The following is a 16,643-nucleotide window of genomic DNA, read 5'->3' as shown; positions in this document are numbered from 1 at the left end:
TTACTGCCCCAGCCGTTCGAGCAGGATCGGCACGTGCACCTGGTCGGATTTGTAGTTGCCGGTCAGCATGTACATCATGATGTTGACGCCGGCGCGCAGCGCATAGATGCGCTGCATCGGATCCGATGGCACGGTCGGCAAAAGCGGGTCACCATTCTCGTCGACGGCCCAGGCGCCGGCAAAATCATTGGCGGTGATCAGGATCGGCGAGACGCCGTCGCCGACGCGTACCGGCCGATTCTCGGCATTGCTGGCCTCGAGCGAGGCTTCCACCCAGAGCGGGCTGCCGGAGAAGCGGCCGGGAAATTCGGGCAGGATGAAGAAGGATTTGGTCAGCACATGGTCGGCGGGCACCGGCTCCAGCGGCGGCACGTTGAGATTGCCGAGAATGTCGCGCAACCGTTCCGTCGCCGGGCTCGCCGAATCCGCACCGATGCCGTTGGCGAACTGGTCGCGCGTGTCGAACAGCACCGTGCCGCCCTGCTGCATATAGGCGTCGATGCGGGCGATCGCGGCTTGGCTCGGCATCGGCGCGGAGGGGTCGATCGGCCAGTAGATCAGCGGATAGAAGGAAAGCTCGTCCTTCGAGATATCGACGCCCGCCGGCGCGCCCGGCTCGAGCGCGGTCTTCTCGATCAGGAAGCGGGTCAGGCCTTCGAGCCCGGCGCGGCTGATCGAATCGTCACCGGGCACACCGGTCAGCACATAGGCGATGCGGGTCTTGGCAATATCCTCGATAGCCGCGGCATCGCCGGGCTTGGCATCGTCGGCGCGGGCGAGGTCGGCATGGCCAAACAGCATGCCGAGGCCAAGCAGCAGCGCAGCCGTCGTTGCCGCAGCCGAGCGGGCGCGGCGCGGCCGGCGCGAGATCAGCCCGCCCATCCAGAACACCGCCAGCGTGTCGAGCAGCATAAGCACAAGTGCCGCTGTGACCAGCGATCCCTTGAGGTCGCGCGATTCATCGAAAGCGTACTGGATATTGGTCACCGGCACTGTGAATTGCGGGCGCACCAGCGGCGCGAAGGCGGTGGCCGGGTCGAGCAGATTGTGGGCGAAAACGCCGGTTTCCGAGCCATAGAGGCCGGGCGGGTTCTCGAACGTCACCGGCAGCGAGCCGGCGCCGGGGACCAGCGGTCGTGCGTCCGGCGTCGGCGGCACCAAAGTGCCGTCGGCGGCTATCATGCGATAAGGCGCCAGCGACGTAGCAGCGGCTTCAGCGTTGGCGACCGCCGCACCCTGGTGGCGCGACAGCTGCACAATGCGCCGCAGCATCTCGACGAAGCTGCCGGAGATCGGCAGCGTCGACCATGTCGCTTCCGGGGTGATGTGGAACAGAACCAGCGTGCCCTTGCCCTTCTTCAACCCGGTCACCAGCGGGGTGCCATCGGCAAGGGTTGCCCAGGTGCGTTCGACGATGTCCGGCGTCGGTTCGGCCAACACCTGCCGGCTCACCGTGATCTCGGCCGGCGGTGCGAGGTCGGCGAACGGGCCGTTCTTCGGGAATTCGGTCACCGCTTGCGGCGTCGTCCATGACAGCGCGCCGCCAAGCGAGCGCTCGCCGGTGCGCAGCCTGACCGGCAACAGATCATCGTCATTGCCGGCGGCGGCCAGCCGCGAACCGGCAAAGCGCACCAGCGTGCCGCCATTGTCGACCCAGTCGACCAGCCGCTGATGGACCTGCGGCGGAATGGTACCGATATCGGCCATGACGATCATCGCCGGCTTCTGGTCGAGAAGCTGCGGGATGGCGTCGGCGAGATCGACGCTCGACGGTTCGACCAGATCGGCGAAAGGCTGCAGCGCGCGCCTGATGTAATAGAGCGGCGACAGGAGCGGCTGCGCCTGGTCGGCCTCGGCCTGCGATAAAAGTCCGACGCGGCGGCGCTTGGAGCTTTCGTCGAGCACGCGCACCGCACCTGCCTGGCGTTCGCCGTCGAGCGCGATCGAGGCGAAGTCGTTGCGCAGTTCGAACGGCACCGCCATCGTGCCGGTGGCGGTGGTCTCACCCGGCGCGAAGGTCAGCGTCGCGTCGGCGATGCGGCGGCCCTTATCGTCGAAGGCGCCGGCGGTGACTTGGGCCGGCGCCGGATCGCCGGGCGCGCGGATGGCGGTCAGGGCGAAGCCGTCGACCTGATTTTCGGCGCCAGTGAGCCCAGTCAGCGCCAGCCGGTCGGAATTGGCCCAGACGACACGGGCGGCGCTTTTCGACAGCAGGGTGTTGAAGGCGGCCTCGTCGCCCTTTGCCGCAAGGCCGTCGGTGAGAACGGCAACGCTGGCGCCGGGCAAGGTTTCCAGCACGCCGGCGACGCGGGCATAGACAGCGGGTCGGTCGGTCGGGATCGGCCTCGGCTTGGCGGCGCGCAGCCGGTCGAGGGCAGCCGCCCCATCGAAGGGGCCGATCTCGGCGTTCGGCTTTTCGGCGGTGAAGGCGATGACGACCGGTACGCCGTTCGAACCGGCATCGGCGATCAGCCGCTGGGCGGTGGCGACGCGCTTGCCCCAGTCGGCAGCACTCGCCCAGTCATTGTCGATGACGAGTGCCAGGGCGGCGCCCTCGGCCGGCAATTTTTCGCGCGGATTGAAAACGGGTTCGGCTAATGCCGCGACGACAAGGGCTGCCATCAACAGCCGCAGCAGCGTCAGCCACCACGGGCTCTGCTGCGGCGTTTCCTCGCGCTTCAGCACGCGAGCGAGGATCTTCAGCGGCGGAAACATTTCGGACTGCGGCTTGGGCGGTGTGAGCCTGAGCAGCCACCAGATCACCGGCAGCGCCAGCAGGCCCCACAACACCATGGGAGCGCCAAAGGAGAGCGGCAGCCAGCTCATGCGCCGGCCCTTCCCACGAATGCGCCATCGGCGGTCATCGCCATGTGGATGCGCACCAGCGCCTCGGAAGCGAGGCGGTCGGTGTGGTTGACGGTATAGCTCCAGCCGAGGCGCTTGCACCAGCTGGCCAGCTCCTGGCGGCGGGCGGTGTAGAGCAGGCGATATTCGTCGCCGAGCATTTCGGCGCGGCCGGCGGTCAGCTTGTCGCCGGTCTCGGGATCGGTGAATTCGGTGCGGCCGGCATAGGGAAAGGTCTCCTCCGCCGGATCGGCAACCTCGATCAGATGCGCACGCACGCCATGCCGCGCCAGCACATCGAGCCATTCCATGGTCTCCTCGACCGGGTCGAGGAAATCGCTGACGACGACGATGTCGCAGAAGCGGCGGATGGCGGACAGGTCAGGCTTTGCCGGCGGGTCGGCGGCGTGCATCAATTGCGCCGCGATGCGCTCGGCGCCGTTGCGGGCGGTGAACGGATCGGTCAGGCCGGGCCAGGCGATGCGCTCGCCGCTGCGAGATAGTAATTCGGCCATGGCCAGTGCCAGCACCAGCGCGCGCGATTCCTTGGAAACGCTGGCGCCAGTCGATTTGTAGAGCATGGAGGGCGATGGGTCGGCCCAAAGCCACACCGTGTGGGCTGCTTCCCATTCGCGGTCGCGCACATAGGTGTGGTCGTCCCGGGCCGAACGGCGCCAGTCGATGCGCGAGGAATCGCCTTCGACATAGGGGCGGAACTGCCAGAAATTCTCGCCGATGCCGCGCTTGCGGCGGCCATGCCAGCCGGCAATTACCGTATTGACGATACGGCGTGCCTCGACCAGCAGGTCCGGCACCAGCGAAGCCCGCAACCGGCCCCTGGCGAGCGCGTCGCGCGTCGCTGCCGGTGCCTGGACTTCGCCGATACGCGCCATCAGATTCCTTTGGCCAGTTTCGCTACCACGTCGCGCACGGTCGTGCCCTCGGCGCGGGCGGCAAAGGTCAGCGCCATGCGGTGCTGCAGCACCGGTTCGGCCAGCGCGCGGATGTCGTCCACCGACGGCGCCAGCCGCCCGTCATAAAGCGCGCGCGCACGGGCGCACAGCGTCAGCGCCTGGCTGGCGCGCGGGCCGGGACCCCAGGCGACATGCTTGTCGGTCTCGGCATTGCCCTGGCCGGGACGCGCCGAACGCACCAGTTTGAGGATGGCGTCGACGACGCTTTCGGGCACCGGCATACGGCGGATCAGCGTCTGGATTTCCCTCAGCCGCGCCGGCTGCAGGACGTTTTGCGCCTTGGCGTCCTCGATGCCGGTGGTTTCGAGCAGGATGCGCCGCTCGGCCTCGATTTCGGGATAAAGGATGTCGACCTGCATCAGGAAGCGGTCGAGCTGTGCTTCGGGCAGGGGATAGGTGCCTTCCTGCTCCAGCGGGTTTTGCGTCGCCAGTACATGGAAGGGCGCGGGCAGGTCGTGGCGAATGCCGGCGATGGTGACGTGATATTCCTGCATCGCCTGCAGCAGCGCCGACTGGGTGCGCGGCGAGGCGCGGTTGATCTCGTCGGCCATCAGCAATTGCGCGAAGATCGGGCCGGAGATGAAGCGGAAGGAGCGCTTGCCGGCCTCGTCCTGTTCCATCACCTCTGAGCCGAGAATGTCCGACGGCATCAGGTCGGGTGTGAACTGGATGCGGCGCGAATCGAGGCCGAGCACGACACCGAGCGTTTCGACCAGCTTGGTCTTGGCAAGGCCGGGCACGCCGACCAGCAGCGCATGGCCGCCGGCAAGCAGCGCCACCAGCGTGCGCTCGACCACCACTTCCTGGCCGAAAATGACGCGGCCGACGCCGTCGCGCACCCTGGAAATATCGGCCAGCGCAGTCTCGGCCTGGGCGATCATGTCCTTTTCGCTGATTGGGCTTTCCTTGACCATTACGCTCATGCCGCATCGATCCTTGTGCTGGAAGTACCGGCTTGCACTGCAGTGTGCCTTAGAATGCCGCGATTCGGCTTCGCCTGGCGCCTACGAATGAATTTAAATCACAGACTTAGGCTGACAAGCGGAACAACAGTGACTATTTCGTGACCATGACGGAACGCTCCGAACATCGCGAACACAGCCTTGCTGCCGCAACCGAGGCGCGCGGTCTCGAAGCGTTGATCTCGCGTGCGGCTCGCGCCGGCAAGGGCGCGGCGCCGGTGGAGCGCTGGAATCCCGACTTCTGCGGCGATCTCGACATGGAGATCAAACAAGACGGAACGTGGTTCTATCTCGGCACGCCGATCGGCCGCATGCCGCTGGTGCAGCTGTTTTCCAGCGTGCTGCGCAAGGACGAGGATGGCAGGACCTATCTGGTGACGCCGGTCGAACGGGTCGGCATCCGCGTCGTGGACGCGCCTTTCATCGCGGTTGAAATGGATGTTTCCGGCGCCGGCGCCGAGCAGACCATCACCTTCCGCACCAATGTCGGCGATGTCGTCGAGGCCGGGCCTGGCCATCCGCTGCGCTTCGTCGACGAGAACGAGACCGGCGGCCTGAAACCCTATGTGCTGGTGCGCGGGCGGCTGGAAGCGCTGGTGGCGCGGCCGGTGATGTACGAACTGGTCGAGCATGGCGAGGAGATCGATATCGGCGGCAAGACGATGTTTGCCGTGCGCTCGAAAGGCGAAATCTATCCGATCATGCCGGCGGAAAAACTGAAGCGGCTGAGCGCATGATGGATCAGGTGAGGCCGCCGCCGTTTTCCACAGCGGATTTTCGCGCGCGGGTCGCGGCGCAAGCTGAAGTCCATGCCGGCGACGATTATGGCGATCATCGCTTCAACCCCGGCCATCCACGGTTGACGCAGCTCAAAGCGCTGCGCGACGCCGCGGTGCTGATCCCGGTCGTCGATCATGGACGCGATGCGACCGTGCTTTTGACCAAGCGGGCGGAAAAACTGCGCAGCCATTCCGGGCAGGTGGCTTTTCCCGGCGGCACGGCGATCACCGGCGGGCTCGGCGGCGTTGCCCGCACGGCGNCTCGGCCAGGACCGCATCGAGATCATCGGCCGCATGCCCGATTATGTCGCCGGCAGCGGCTATCGCATCGCGCCGGTGCTGGCGATCGTCGAGCCCGGTTTTACGCTGTCGCTCAATTCCGACGAGGTCGACGCCGCCTTCGAAGTGCCGCTTTCGTTCCTGATGGATCCGGCCAACCACACCAGGGACAGCCGCATGTGGAACGATCTGGAATGGTTCTTCTACGATATGCCCTATGGCGGCCAGCGCATCTGGGGCGTCACCGCCGGCATCATCCGCACCCTCTATGAAAGGCTCTATGCTTGAGTGATCCGGTGTCGCTGGCGCGCAGAGCCGACTGGCTGGGTGAAAAGCATCTCCAGCGGCTGCTTGCCGTGCTAGCGCAGGGCGGCGAGGAAGCCCGCATCGCCGGCGGTGCGGTGCGCAATGCGCTGATTGGGCAGCCGGTCGCCGATATCGATCTTGCTACCACTTGCCTGCCCGAGGAAACCGTTCGCCGCGCCGAGGCGGCGGGCTTCAAGGCGGTGCCGACCGGCATCGAGCACGGCACGATCACGGTGATTGCCGGCGGCGCGCCCTATGAGGTCACCACGCTGCGCGCCGACATCGAGACCGATGGCCGCCGCGCTAAAGTGTCGTTCGGCCGCGACTGGAAGGCCGACGCCGAACGGCGCGATTTCACCATCAACGCGCTCTATGCGGAGGCTGACGGGACGGTCGTCGACCTGGTCGGCGGCGTCGGCGATATCGAGGCACGAAGGCTGCGCTTCATTGGCGATGCCGAGCAGCGGATCCGCGAAGACTATCTGCGCATCCTGCGTTTCTTCCGTTTTTTTGCCTGGTATGGCGAGGGTCGGCCCGATGCCGAGGGATTGAAGGCCTGCGCCCGGCTCAAGGACGGTCTCGCCCATCTCTCGGCCGAACGCATCTGGTCCGAGCTGAAGAAGTTGTTATCGGCCCCAGATCCGTCGCGCGCCTTGCTGTGGATGCGCCAGGCCGGCGTGCTCACCAGCGCCCTCCCGGAAAGCGAGAAATGGGGCATCGATGCCATTCATGGGCTGACCAAGACAGAAAAGGATCTGGGCTGGGCGCCGGACCCGCTGCTCAGGCTGGAGGCGATCGTGCCGCCCGATGCGGAGAGGATGAAGACACTGGCCAAGCGGCTGAAACTTTCGACCACTGAGGCGGAGCGCCTGCGCCACTGGGCGCTGACGGCTGCCGTCGAGCCCAAGACAAGCGAAGCGGAACTGGCCAAGAAACTCTATTCCGGCGAGCGCCAGGGTTTTCTCGATCGCCTACGGCTGTCGCTGGCGTCGGCGCGAGCGCGGGCTCTCGAGGACAATGACGCGCTGGTTCAGGCCGGCGGGTTTTCGCGCCTGCTCGCTTTTGCGCTGAAATGGGAAAAACCGGTGTTCCCAGTCAAGGGCGGCGATCTGACGGCGCTTGGCGCGTCGCCGGGGCCAATGCTCGGTGCGATTCTGAAAAACCTGGAAAAGGAATGGATCGGGTCCGGCTTTGCGCTCGATCGCGACGCGCTGCTGGAGCGCGCCGCGGAAGCCTTGAAGGCCAGATAGGACTGCTCAGGCCGCGTCGCGAACTTTCTCGATGCGCGAGCGGATCGCCTCGATCATCGTCTCGCGAATGACCGTTTCGCCATGTGTCTCGCGCATATGGTCGACGGCGCGGCGCATGACCTCGGCTTCCTCACCGGCACGCGTGTGCCACTCACAGCCGGGAACCAGCGAGCCGCAATGGAATTCCTTCATGGGATTTTCTCCTTTTCCTCCTTGGAGCCTGTGCCTCTCATGGGCACACGAAGCTCCGCCATCTCTGTTCCGCGCCCTGTCACAGCAGTCGGTTTCGGGGGCGCGCACGGGGGAGTTAGCATAACACGGTTCCACGAGTTTGGTTGCCGTGGGGGCGAAAAAGGCGGAGCAGCGCTGCTCCGCCCCCTCTTGCCAGGCTAAGCCAAGGCGAGAACGTTCGGTCTTGTCCCGGTCACTTCACGATCTTGACGGACTCGGCAACCTTGTTCTTGCCGCTCATGTCCCAGGAAACGCGGACCTTTTCGCCGGCCTTCAGGCCAGGATCCTTGAAGGTCTTGGGCAGCGTAAAGGTCGATCCATCGTCCAGAACGAGGCTCATGGCCGTGCCATCATAGGTCTTGACCGTGCCCGTGGTGTGCTTGACCGCGGCAAAGGCAATCGAGCCGGAAGCGAGAAGGGCAGCGGCGGCTGCCGAAACAATGAGCTTTCGCATGTAATACTCCTGGAAATGCGGGCATCCGTTTGGAAAATGCTCCGCCTTGTTCAGGGCCGTCCGGTAGCGTCGTGTCGCGGTTCGGGACTGAACCGCCGGCGCTTCCCGGCCCGAAACGACAAATAGCCGTTTTATTTCAATTGCCTATTAGACGAAAAAGATAATGGCGATGCCACATTGGCTGCCCAGATTCGGCGAATGGGACGTCAATGCGGCTCACGTTTCGCTCACCGATTTTTTACGGCCACCTGACCTCCGGCGGCAGGCTGGACAGGATCGAAGCGACATTGCCGCCGGTCTTCAGGCCGAAGATGGTGCCGCGATCGTGAAGAAGGTTGAATTCGACGTAACGGCCGCGGCGAATGAGCTGCTCGTCGCGGTCGTCGTCGGTCCAGTTCTCGTTGAAATGGGCGCGAACCAGGTGTCCGTAGACGACAAGGAAAGAACGCCCTACATCCTGGACGAAGTTCAAATCGGCATTCCAGCCGCCTTTCTCCTCCCCCGAATGCAGCCAGTCGAAAAAGATGCCGCCGACGCCGCGCGGCTCGTGGCGGTGCGGCAGATAGAAATACTCGTCGCACCAGGCCTTGAATTTGGGGTGGTCGGCGATCGCAGCGTTCTTCTCGCAGGCAAACTGCATGGCTCGATGGAAGGCGACCGTGTCGGGGTGATCTTCCGTGCGGTTGCGGTCGAGCACCGGCGTCAGATCGGCGCCGCCGCCAAACCAGTGGCGCGACGTCACGACCATGCGGGTGTTCATGTGCACGGCCGGCACGTTGGGGTTCCAGGGATGCGCGATCAACGAAATGCCTGATGCCCAGAAGCTCGGGTCTTCCTCGGCGCCGGGCATCTGCTTCCTGAATTCGGGCGAGAATTCGCCATAGACGGTCGAAGTATGGACGCCGACCTTCTCGAAGACGCGGCCGCGCATCATCGACATGGCGCCGCCGCCGCCCTTGCCATGGTCTCGTTCCCACGGCGTCTTTTCGAAGCGGCCGGGCGACCATTCGGCCAGCGGACCGGTCAAGTCCTGCTCGATCTGCTCGAAGGTGGTGCAGATGCGCTCCCGCAGCGTCTCGAACCAGAGCCTGGCCTTCATTTTCTTCTGTTCGATGTCGGCTGGCAGGCCTGCCGGTATTTCTGGTCGTTCCAAAATGCTGTCTCCGGTCGCAGCCGACAAAGGACCTAGTGGAGTGAATTTGAGATTTGCACACAGCGTGGCGCAGGGCATGGCGCAAATGTCAAATTCGAAAACTCCACCAGAAACATGAACTTGCTAGTGGTCCTTGTGATTCCAACGTTCGCAACGGCGACTGGGGATTAGGAAGGCGAATGTTGGAATCGGAGCACTAGCCTTTTCCGGGCGCGATCCCTAATCTCTTAGGGGCAAGGGTCAAGTGTCATCTGGTTCGGCCCAGGAGTTCTTTCATGCGCACGCCGGCAAGACCGCCGCTGCATGGCCTGAAGAAAAGGCTCGATCGTTCACGCGCCGAGCGCGAGCGCATGCCGCGTGACGGGTTTTTGCGGGAGACCTTTGTCTTGCCGCGCCCCGATGCGCGGCTCAAGGCCAAGGAATGGTTCGAACGCTTTCCCAAGCAGGCCTACTGGACCGAGATCGAAAGCTGGTTCGAACGGCCAGGCGACGTCATCGAATTCACGATACGGCGGCTGCCTGCGGCAGATTAGAATTCCACAAGCAGTCGCCTTGCGCCCGGCCCTTGCGCACTCAAGCGATCTTCCCTGTTTCGCAGCGGGCATTTGTCGATCGACATGCAGCCGCAGCCGATGCAGTCGGTAAGGCCGTCGCGCAGCTTCTTTAGCTGAGTGATCTTGCGATCGAGGTCGTCGCGCCAGCCGGTCGACAACAGGTTCCAGTCCTCGCGCGTCGGGGTACGGCCTTCTGGCAGCGATTCAAGTGCGGCGCCGATCTCGGCCAGCGAGATGCCGACCTCCTGGGCGATCCGGATGATCGCCACCCGCCGCAGCACGTCGCGGCCATAGCGCCGCTGGTTGCCCGACGTGCGGTGGCTGCGGATCAGCCCGCGCGCCTCGTAGAAATGCAGCGCCGACACCGCCACGCCGCTGCGCATGGCCAACTGGCCGACCGTCAATTCCTTTACCGGAGCCATCTCGATTTTCCGCTTGACCTCAACTTAAGTTGAGCTTGTAGCCAGGAAATGTCGATAGGGCAATTGAGGAGAAGGCGATGTGCGCCTGGGTGAGAATGATGCAAGACGCAAGGGCCGTTGGCGATGACGACAACGCGTTGAAGGTTCTAGCCGAGTTGCCGGATGGCTTCACCGGCGACCATGGCGACGGACAGCGCGACGTTGATGCTGCGCGTGCCCGGCTGCATCGGGATCGTCAGCCGCGCATCCGCCGCATGATGGACAGGATCCGGCACGCCGGCGGATTCGCGGCCGAACAGCAGGATGTCGCCTTGGGCGAAGCTGAAGCCCGTATAGGGGGTCGCGGCTTTGGTGGTGAGCAGCACCAGCCGGCAGGCTTGGCCCTTGCGCCAATCCTCGAAGGCGTTCCAGTCGACATGCCGGGTCAGGGCAGCCATTTCGAGGTAGTCCATCCCGGCGCGCTTGAGCGCTTTGTCGGAGAGCGGAAAGCCGGCTGGTTCGATGATGTCGACGCCAAGGCCGAGGCAGGCGGCGAAGCGCAGGATTGTTCCGGTGTTGCCGGCGATGTCAGGCTGGTAGAGGGCGATGCGGAGACGGTGGTTCATTTCCGCGTCTTTCTAATAAGTGGCAGATCGGCCACAGCGGGTGGCTGGTTTTGGAAATTGCTGGACCTGCGGGTGGCCATTTTCTGCGAAGTCGATTATACCGCAGGCATTGTCAACCCGAACCGATGGAGGGGTATTTCATGCTGACCATGCACATCCTGCGCCCCTCCCGTGGGCTTACCTGCCTGCCGGCGGTTTCGGTACGACGATTTACCTGATTTCTTAGATCTGATCGCACCGATTCCCGCCGAACCCAATTTTCGGCTCTTGAAGGAATCCTGCGATGTTTTTCAACCGGTTAAAGGGGCCTAGAGCCCCAGCTGAGCATGTCGCGACCGAGGCCTATCCTCGTGTCCCGACGGATGCAATCCGTGCCTCCGGCCGAAGGCCGGCGCACGACATTGCTTCGCCTTTTTATGTCTATTTTCACACGGAGGACGGACCGATGTTCGATCCCTATAAGATACCTGGTTCAAGAAGCCTGCACGAACGCAAGACGGCGACCTGGGCGTTGCTGGTCGGCGAGACCTATTCGTCGGCGGTTCATGCCGAGACGCGCCGGCGTCCGCATCGCGGCATGTTGCCGGATGTCGATTTCTCGCGTGCGGTTCCCGACCACAGCCGGCCGTCGCTGGTGCGCCGGATCATCCGGCTGATCCGGCCGGGCGCGAAAAACCGGACTGGCGGCGGCGTGCCGTCAGCTCAGTCGAAGGCTTCTGTCGGTGAAAAGCCCGCAAGTCCCTATATTGCGCGAAGCAGGACCGATGGCCCGGGTGATTCCGGGCCGTCAGTCCCCGCCGACGTACGGTCTGGGGAAGCGGAGCGCCCCGGGGATTTTTCCCGCGCAGCATGAGCGGACAACAGTTTTGTGAGCATCACTATGTTTAGCTGGTTTGAAAGAAGGCTCGATCCGTTCCCCGCAGCGGAACCGGTCGAGCCGCCGAAGACGCTGGTTGCCTTCTGCGTGCATTATACGCGCGGCGCCTGGCCATACATCATCGTCGACGCGGTGCTGGTGACGGCGATTGCCATCACGGAAGTGTGGATGTTCGGCTTCATGGGCCACATCGTCGACTGGCTGTCCAGGCAGAACCGCGAAACCTTCCTGCAGACCGAGAGCTGGAAGCTTGCCGGCATGGCCTTCGTCGTGCTGTTCGCGCTGCCGGGTACGGTATGGCTGCATTCTTTGCTCAACCAGCAGACGCTGATGGGCAACTACCCCATGCGCATCCGATGGCAGGTGCATCGTTATCTCTTGAAGCAGTCGATGAGCTTCTACCAGGACGAATTTGCCGGCCGCATCGCCACCAAGCTGATGCAGACGGCACTCGCCGTGCGCGAATGCGTCATCAAGGTGATCGAGGTGCTCAATTACGTCATCGTCTATTTCCTCGGCATGCTGTTCATCGTCGGCTCGGCCGACTTGCGGCTGGCGGCACCTCTCGGCGTCTGGCTGCTCGGCTATATCGGGTTGTTGCGCTATATCATCCCGAAGCTGGGCAAGGTCGGCGAGGCGCAGGCCAATGCGCGCTCGACTATGACCGGCCGCGTCGTTGACAGCTACACCAACATCCAGACGGTCAAGTTGTTTTCCCATGCACGGCGCGAAGCAACGTTCGCGAGAGAAGGCATGGCAGGCTTCCTCGACACGGTCTACCGGTCGATGCGGCTGGTGACGGTGCTTTACGGCCTGCTCTATATCCTCAACGCGCTGCTCCTGTTTTCGGTGACGGCGACGGCGCTGTGGCTGTGGCTCGGCCAGGCGGTGACGATCGGCGCCGTCGCCGTGGTCATCGGCCTCGTGCTCCGTATGTGGGGCATGTCGCAGTGGATCATGTGGGAAATGTCGAGCCTGTTCGAGAACATCGGCACGGTGCAAGACGGCATCGCCTCGATCTCGCTGCCGCGCCTGGTCGAAGACCGGCCGGGGGCGAAGGACATTGCCGTCACCAAGGGCGAGATCCGCTTCGACGACATTCGTTTCCACTATGGCAAGCAGAAGGGCGTCATCGAGAACCTGTCGCTGACGGTGAAGCCCGGCGAGAAAGTCGGCATTGTCGGGCGCTCGGGTGCGGGCAAGTCGACGCTGGTCAATCTCCTGTTGCGGTTCTACGACCTCGAGAACGGCCGGATCCTGATCGACGGCCAGGAGATCGCTTCGGTGACGCAGGATTCGCTGCGCGCGCAGATCGGCATGGTGACGCAGGACACTTCGCTGCTGCATCGTTCGGTGCGCGACAACATTCTTTACGGGCGGCCCGATGCGACGGAGGAAATGCTTGTCGAGGCAGCCGGGCGGGCCGAGGCGCTGGAGTTTATCGGCAGGCTTTCGGATCACACCGGACGTAAAGGGCTCGACGCTCATGTCGGCGACCGCGGCGTCAAATTGTCCGGCGGCCAGCGGCAACGCATCGCCATTGCTCGCGTTATGTTGAAGGACGCACCGATACTTATCCTTGACGAAGCGACGTCGGCGCTGGATTCCGAAGCCGAGGCCGCCATCCAGGAGAATCTCTACAAGCTCATGCAAGGCAAGACCGTCATCGCCATTGCGCACCGGCTGTCGACCATCGCGGCAATGGACAGGCTCGTCGTCCTCGACAAGGGCCGTGTCATCGAGGAGGGGTCGCACGAGGAACTCGTCGCCAGCGGCGGGCTCTACGCGCAGCTCTGGCAGCGCCAGTCGGGCGGGTTCCTGCTCGACGACGGTCCGGTCGATGCCGCCAATGACGCTGTTGCCAACGATATCGGCGTGAAGGGTGAAGCCGCAGAGTGATGACGTCAGCATGATGACAGCCGTCTATCGCTGGTTCGAGAACTGGGTCTATCCGTTCAGGGAGCCGGCGGACCTTCGGCCGCCGTCAAGCGTCGGCGGCTTCCTCTGGCACTATGTCGGCCAGGCGAAGTTCGCCTTCTTCGCCATGCTGGTCATCGGCGGCATCGCGCCGCTGATCGAGGCCGGGCTGTTCTACTTCGTCGGGCGGCTGGTCGATATTCTCGACCAGCTTCCTGGCGAGCGCAGCTGGCACGCGCTGTGGACCGCCGCCGGGCCTGAGCTTGTTTTCATGATCGCAGTGGTGCTGGTCATCCGCACCGTCGTCGTCGGCCTGTCGGCGCTGGTCAACGAACAGACGATCACGCCGGGCTTCTACAATCTGGTGCGCTGGCAGGCGCACCGGCATGTGTCGCGGCAGTCCTACACTTTCTTCCAGAACGATTTCGCCGGCCGTATCGCGACAAAAGTCTGGCAGGCGGGGCAGGCGACCGGCGACCTGATGGAGAGCTTCATCGAGGTCATCTGGTTCATGCTCATCTATACGGTGACGACCTTGGCGCTGGTCGCCGGGCTGGATCTGCGCCTGGCCGTGCTGGTGGTGATCTGGATTCTCGCTTTCGCCTGGTTGGCCAAGCTCTATCTGCCCTCGATCCGCAGGCATGCCGAGGCCACGGCTGAAGCGGGCTCGATGATCAATGGGCGCATCATCGATTCCTATTCCAACGTGCAGACGCTGAAGCTGTTCTCGGCCGACGGCGACGACCGCTACATCCGGAACGGCTTCGACATCTATCTCGATGCGCTGCGGCCTTTCACCCGCCGGCTGACCGGCGTGCGCATGGCGCTGACGACGCTGTCGGGCATCATGATCACCGCGATTGGCTGCTTTGCCGTCTATCTCTGGGTCGAAGGGTCGATCACCGTCGGCGCCGTCGCGTTCACGCTGTCGCTGGTCTTGCGGCTCAACATGCTGCTCGGACGCGTGATGATGCAGCTCAACGGCATATTGCGAAATCTCGGCGTCCTGGAAAACTCCAAGGCGCTGATCTCGCAGCCGCTTGGCCTTGTCGATGCGCCGGATGCGAAAGAGCTTGTCGTCGCCGGCGGCCGCATCGAGGTGAAGAATGTCGAGTTCCACTACGGCAAGGGTTTTGGCGTGCTGAATGGCATCGACCTTGTGGTCAAGCCTGGCGAGAAGGTCGGGCTGGTCGGGCCGTCCGGTGCGGGCAAGACGACGCTCGCCAACCTCATCTTGCGCCTCTACGACCTCGAGAGCGGCAAAATCCTGATCGACGGGCAAGACGTCGCCGAGGTGACGCAGAACTCGCTGCGCGCCAATATCGGCGTGGTCAGCCAGGACACGGCGCTGTTCCACCGCTCGCTGCGCGACAACATCAAGCTCGGCATGCCGGACGCGACCGAGGCCGAGGTGATCGCGGCGGCGAAGAAGGCCGAGGCGCACGAGTTCATATTGGGCCTGCGCGACAACCGGGACCGTACCGGCTACGAGGCTTTTGTCGGCGAGCGCGGCGTGAAACTGTCGGGCGGCCAGCGCCAGCGCGTCGCGATCGCCCGCGTCTTCCTCAAGGATGCGCCGATCCTGATCCTCGACGAGGCGACCTCGGCGCTCGATTCCGACATCGAGGCGGCGATCCAGGAGAATCTGGCCAGGCTGATGGAGAACAAGACGGTCATCGCCATAGCGCACCGGCTGTCGACCATCGCCGCGCTCGACCGTCTTGTGGTGCTGGACGGAGGCCGCATCGTCGAACAGGGCACGCATGACGAGCTGGTGGCGCTCGACGGGCTCTATGCGCGGCTGTGGAAGCGGCAGTCCGGCGGCTTCCTCTACCACGAGGAAAGCGTGCTGGAAGAGACACGGCCGGCGGAGTAGGGCATGGCAGCGTCGCCTGATATCGGCTACGTCCTCAAGCGGCTGCGGCCAACCGCGCCGGCCTTCGATGCGCTGAAGGAGGAGAGCCGGCTGGAAGGCTACTGGATGCTGGTGCGGCTGGCGGATGGCTGGGCGGGCGGCCGCAACAAGTTCCTGAAACGAGGCGAGGCGCTGTTTGGTGCATGGCATGGCCGAGAACTCGCTGGTGTGTGCGGGTTGAACATCGATCCTTATTTCGAAGGCAGGGACCACGGCCGGGTCAGGTACCTGTTCGTCAGCGCGCGTCATCGCCGCAGCGGCATTGGCCGCATGCTGGTCGAGACCGTCATTGACAGGGCACGTCAGCATTTTGCCGTGCTGAACACCCGCGCGCCACAAGAAGCCTTTGGGTTCTATGAACGGCTTGGCTTCCAGCCGGTGGTGGGCGAAGAATTCGTCACGCACCGCATGATGCTCTCTCAAGACAGAAAAGGAGGCTGAGATGTCACTGCGTCCGCCATCCCTAGGCGCCTCGGCTGCCGAAGCCGCGTTCGACGCCCTCGGCCATGAGATACTGGCTGAAAAGGCCGCAGCGCTCGGCCGTGCCGGCCAACGGGTCGAGGAAACGCTGGCCAAGCTCCGTCAGAACAACGACGACGAGGAGCAGCGACTGCGGCTGCTCAAGGAGGCTGCCGCAGCGGTGCACGCCTATTTCATCCAGCGTGAACTCTGCGGCCTGCGCCGGCATGAGTCGGTCATCCGCGAATACGATATCCCAAGGGCCGTGCTGGTCAGGCTCGGTGCAAGCTAGAGGTCATCAGCCGGCAACAATCATTCCAGCCATTCGGTGATGAAGCTGCCGTTTTCGTGGATGTCGGTCGTTTCGAGCGGGCCTGGGCCGAGATTGGTGAATTTGTGCGGCGTATCAGGCGGCACGATCAGGATCTGGCCGGCCGTGGCCTCGATCTGCTGGTCGCCGATCGTGAACAGGCCGGTGCCTTGCCGGATGATGAAGATTTCACAATAGGGATGCGTGTGCAGGCGCGGGCCGCCGCCAATCTCTTCCTGATAGTTGAAAATCAGGCAGGAGTTGGAGTCGTAGGCGCCGCATTGCAGTTCGCCCTGCCAGCGGCCGGGCGTCCTGGTCCAGGTCTCGCGGTCGATGATGTGTGCCATAGCCT

17 protein-coding genes and 1 pseudogene are annotated in these 16,643 nt (G+C 63.9%); 9 read left to right on the top strand and 9 right to left on the bottom strand.

Going from position 1 to position 16,643, the window contains the following annotated elements:
- Genes X728_RS154305 through X728_RS154315 form a run of 3 tightly spaced genes read right to left on the bottom strand, consistent with a single transcriptional unit; the run spans window position 1 to window position 4,741 of the window.
- Window positions 1–2,826 (bottom strand): DUF4159 domain-containing protein, encoded by a 2,826-nt coding sequence (locus X728_RS154305; RefSeq protein ID WP_023831433.1) that lies wholly within the window; start codon window positions 2,824–2,826, stop codon window positions 1–3.
- Complete coding sequence (locus X728_RS154310; protein ID WP_023701554.1) at window positions 2,823–3,737, bottom strand: DUF58 domain-containing protein; 915 nt, start codon at window positions 3,735–3,737, stop codon at window positions 2,823–2,825. Before X728_RS154310 ends, X728_RS154305 begins: the two co-directional genes overlap by 4 nt.
- On the bottom strand, window positions 3,737–4,741 hold the full coding sequence (locus tag X728_RS154315) for a MoxR family ATPase (protein ID WP_023670009.1): 1,005 nt from the start codon (window positions 4,739–4,741) through the stop codon (window positions 3,737–3,739). The genes X728_RS154310 and X728_RS154315 overlap by 1 nt, the downstream gene beginning before the upstream one ends.
- Window positions 4,742–4,887: 146 nt before the next feature.
- Between X728_RS154315 and X728_RS154320 the strand changes: the two genes are divergently transcribed.
- From X728_RS154320 to X728_RS154325, 3 genes and pseudogenes are all read left to right on the top strand, one after another.
- Window positions 4,888–5,517 carry a DUF1285 domain-containing protein gene (locus X728_RS154320; protein WP_023670010.1) on the top strand — a complete coding sequence of 210 codons (630 nt, stop codon included), beginning with the start codon at window positions 4,888–4,890 and terminating at the stop codon, window positions 5,515–5,517.
- Window positions 5,517–6,126 (top strand): annotated as a pseudogene (locus tag X728_RS01000000166665) (CoA pyrophosphatase). Before X728_RS154320 ends, X728_RS01000000166665 begins: the two are co-directional and overlap by 1 nt.
- Complete coding sequence (locus tag X728_RS154325; RefSeq protein ID WP_031195382.1) at window positions 6,123–7,394, top strand: CCA tRNA nucleotidyltransferase; 1,272 nt, start codon at window positions 6,123–6,125, stop codon at window positions 7,392–7,394. Before X728_RS01000000166665 ends, X728_RS154325 begins: the two are co-directional and overlap by 4 nt.
- Window positions 7,395–7,400: 6 nt before the next feature.
- On the opposite strand, the gene X728_RS154330 is transcribed toward X728_RS154325, so the two are convergent.
- From X728_RS154330 to hemF, 3 genes are all read right to left on the bottom strand, one after another.
- Entirely contained in the window at window positions 7,401–7,586 is a 186-nt protein-coding gene (locus X728_RS154330) for a DUF1059 domain-containing protein (protein WP_023670013.1), read from the bottom strand.
- 232 nt (window positions 7,587–7,818) lie between these two features.
- A complete protein-coding gene (locus X728_RS154335) occupies window positions 7,819–8,079 on the bottom strand; it encodes a DUF1344 domain-containing protein (protein WP_023670014.1) in 261 nt (86 codons plus the stop codon).
- 238 nt (window positions 8,080–8,317) lie between these two features.
- Window positions 8,318–9,232, bottom strand: coding sequence for an oxygen-dependent coproporphyrinogen oxidase (gene hemF, locus X728_RS154340; protein WP_023670015.1), 915 nt, complete (start codon window positions 9,230–9,232; stop codon window positions 8,318–8,320).
- A gap of 275 nt (window positions 9,233–9,507) precedes the next feature.
- On the opposite strand from hemF, the gene X728_RS154345 reads away from it, so the two are divergent.
- Window positions 9,508–9,765, top strand: a complete 258-nt coding sequence (locus X728_RS154345) for a hypothetical protein (RefSeq protein WP_023683688.1) — start codon at window positions 9,508–9,510, stop codon at window positions 9,763–9,765.
- Here the strand turns inward: X728_RS154345 and soxR are convergent.
- Together soxR and X728_RS154355 are read right to left on the bottom strand one after the other, a co-directional pair.
- A complete protein-coding gene (soxR, locus tag X728_RS154350) occupies window positions 9,762–10,208 on the bottom strand; it encodes a redox-sensitive transcriptional activator SoxR (protein ID WP_023831431.1) in 447 nt (148 codons plus the stop codon). The genes X728_RS154345 and soxR overlap by 4 nt on opposite strands.
- Before the next feature lie 146 nt (window positions 10,209–10,354).
- Window positions 10,355–10,813, bottom strand: coding sequence for a tRNA (cytidine(34)-2'-O)-methyltransferase (locus tag X728_RS154355; RefSeq protein ID WP_023831430.1), 459 nt, complete (start codon window positions 10,811–10,813; stop codon window positions 10,355–10,357).
- A gap of 445 nt (window positions 10,814–11,258) precedes the next feature.
- Here X728_RS154355 and X728_RS0134940 point away from each other — a divergent pair, with 445 nt between their 5' ends.
- Genes X728_RS0134940 through X728_RS154375 form a run of 5 tightly spaced genes read left to right on the top strand, consistent with a single transcriptional unit; the run spans window position 11,259 to window position 16,273 of the window.
- On the top strand, window positions 11,259–11,666 hold the full coding sequence (locus X728_RS0134940) for a hypothetical protein (RefSeq protein ID WP_023821607.1): 408 nt from the start codon (window positions 11,259–11,261) through the stop codon (window positions 11,664–11,666).
- Window positions 11,667–11,693: 27 nt separating this feature from the next.
- On the top strand, window positions 11,694–13,589 hold the full coding sequence (locus X728_RS154360; RefSeq protein WP_023831429.1) for an ABC transporter ATP-binding protein: 1,896 nt from the start codon (window positions 11,694–11,696) through the stop codon (window positions 13,587–13,589).
- A gap of 10 nt (window positions 13,590–13,599) precedes the next feature.
- Window positions 13,600–15,483 (top strand): ABC transporter ATP-binding protein, encoded by a 1,884-nt coding sequence (locus X728_RS154365; protein WP_023831428.1) that lies wholly within the window; start codon window positions 13,600–13,602, stop codon window positions 15,481–15,483.
- A 3-nt stretch (window positions 15,484–15,486) separates the two neighbouring features.
- Complete coding sequence (locus X728_RS154370; protein ID WP_023831427.1) at window positions 15,487–15,963, top strand: GNAT family N-acetyltransferase; 477 nt, start codon at window positions 15,487–15,489, stop codon at window positions 15,961–15,963.
- Window position 15,964: 1 nt separating this feature from the next.
- Entirely contained in the window at window positions 15,965–16,273 is a 309-nt protein-coding gene (locus X728_RS154375; protein WP_023691589.1) for a DUF6665 family protein, read from the top strand.
- A gap of 20 nt (window positions 16,274–16,293) precedes the next feature.
- On the opposite strand, the gene X728_RS154380 is transcribed toward X728_RS154375, so the two are convergent.
- Window positions 16,294–16,638, bottom strand: a complete 345-nt coding sequence (locus X728_RS154380) for a cupin domain-containing protein (RefSeq protein ID WP_023683696.1) — start codon at window positions 16,636–16,638, stop codon at window positions 16,294–16,296.
- Between the last annotated feature and the right edge of the window lie 5 nt (window positions 16,639–16,643).

Source organism: Mesorhizobium sp. L103C119B0 (genome assembly GCF_000502235.1).
Classification (GTDB): Bacteria; Pseudomonadota; Alphaproteobacteria; order Rhizobiales; family Rhizobiaceae; genus Mesorhizobium.
Note: the sequence above shows the minus strand (reverse complement) of the source record. Positions and strands in the feature narration are given on the sequence as shown.

What these genes read in the sequence shown, in the direction of transcription:
- X728_RS154380 (WP_023683696.1), bottom strand. Translation starts at nt 16,638, where the DNA reads ATGGCACACATCATCGACCGCGAGACCTGGACCAGGACGCCCGGCCGC.
- X728_RS0134940 (WP_023821607.1), top strand. Translation starts at nt 11,259, where the DNA reads ATGTTCGATCCCTATAAGATACCTGGTTCAAGAAGCCTGCACGAACGC.
- X728_RS154305 (WP_023831433.1), bottom strand. Translation starts at nt 2,826, where the DNA reads ATGAGCTGGCTGCCGCTCTCCTTTGGCGCTCCCATGGTGTTGTGGGGC.
- X728_RS154330 (WP_023670013.1), bottom strand. Translation starts at nt 7,586, where the DNA reads ATGAAGGAATTCCATTGCGGCTCGCTGGTTCCCGGCTGTGAGTGGCAC.
- X728_RS154355 (WP_023831430.1), bottom strand. Translation starts at nt 10,813, where the DNA reads ATGAACCACCGTCTCCGCATCGCCCTCTACCAGCCTGACATCGCCGGC.
- X728_RS154365 (WP_023831428.1), top strand. Translation starts at nt 13,600, where the DNA reads ATGATGACAGCCGTCTATCGCTGGTTCGAGAACTGGGTCTATCCGTTC.
- X728_RS154360 (WP_023831429.1), top strand. Translation starts at nt 11,694, where the DNA reads ATGTTTAGCTGGTTTGAAAGAAGGCTCGATCCGTTCCCCGCAGCGGAA.
- X728_RS154370 (WP_023831427.1), top strand. Translation starts at nt 15,487, where the DNA reads ATGGCAGCGTCGCCTGATATCGGCTACGTCCTCAAGCGGCTGCGGCCA.
- X728_RS154345 (WP_023683688.1), top strand. Translation starts at nt 9,508, where the DNA reads ATGCGCACGCCGGCAAGACCGCCGCTGCATGGCCTGAAGAAAAGGCTC.
- X728_RS154335 (WP_023670014.1), bottom strand. Translation starts at nt 8,079, where the DNA reads ATGCGAAAGCTCATTGTTTCGGCAGCCGCCGCTGCCCTTCTCGCTTCC.
- X728_RS154320 (WP_023670010.1), top strand. Translation starts at nt 4,888, where the DNA reads ATGACGGAACGCTCCGAACATCGCGAACACAGCCTTGCTGCCGCAACC.
- X728_RS154310 (WP_023701554.1), bottom strand. Translation starts at nt 3,737, where the DNA reads ATGGCGCGTATCGGCGAAGTCCAGGCACCGGCAGCGACGCGCGACGCG.
- X728_RS154375 (WP_023691589.1), top strand. Translation starts at nt 15,965, where the DNA reads ATGTCACTGCGTCCGCCATCCCTAGGCGCCTCGGCTGCCGAAGCCGCG.
- X728_RS154315 (WP_023670009.1), bottom strand. Translation starts at nt 4,741, where the DNA reads ATGAGCGTAATGGTCAAGGAAAGCCCAATCAGCGAAAAGGACATGATC.
- soxR (WP_023831431.1), bottom strand. Translation starts at nt 10,208, where the DNA reads ATGGCTCCGGTAAAGGAATTGACGGTCGGCCAGTTGGCCATGCGCAGC.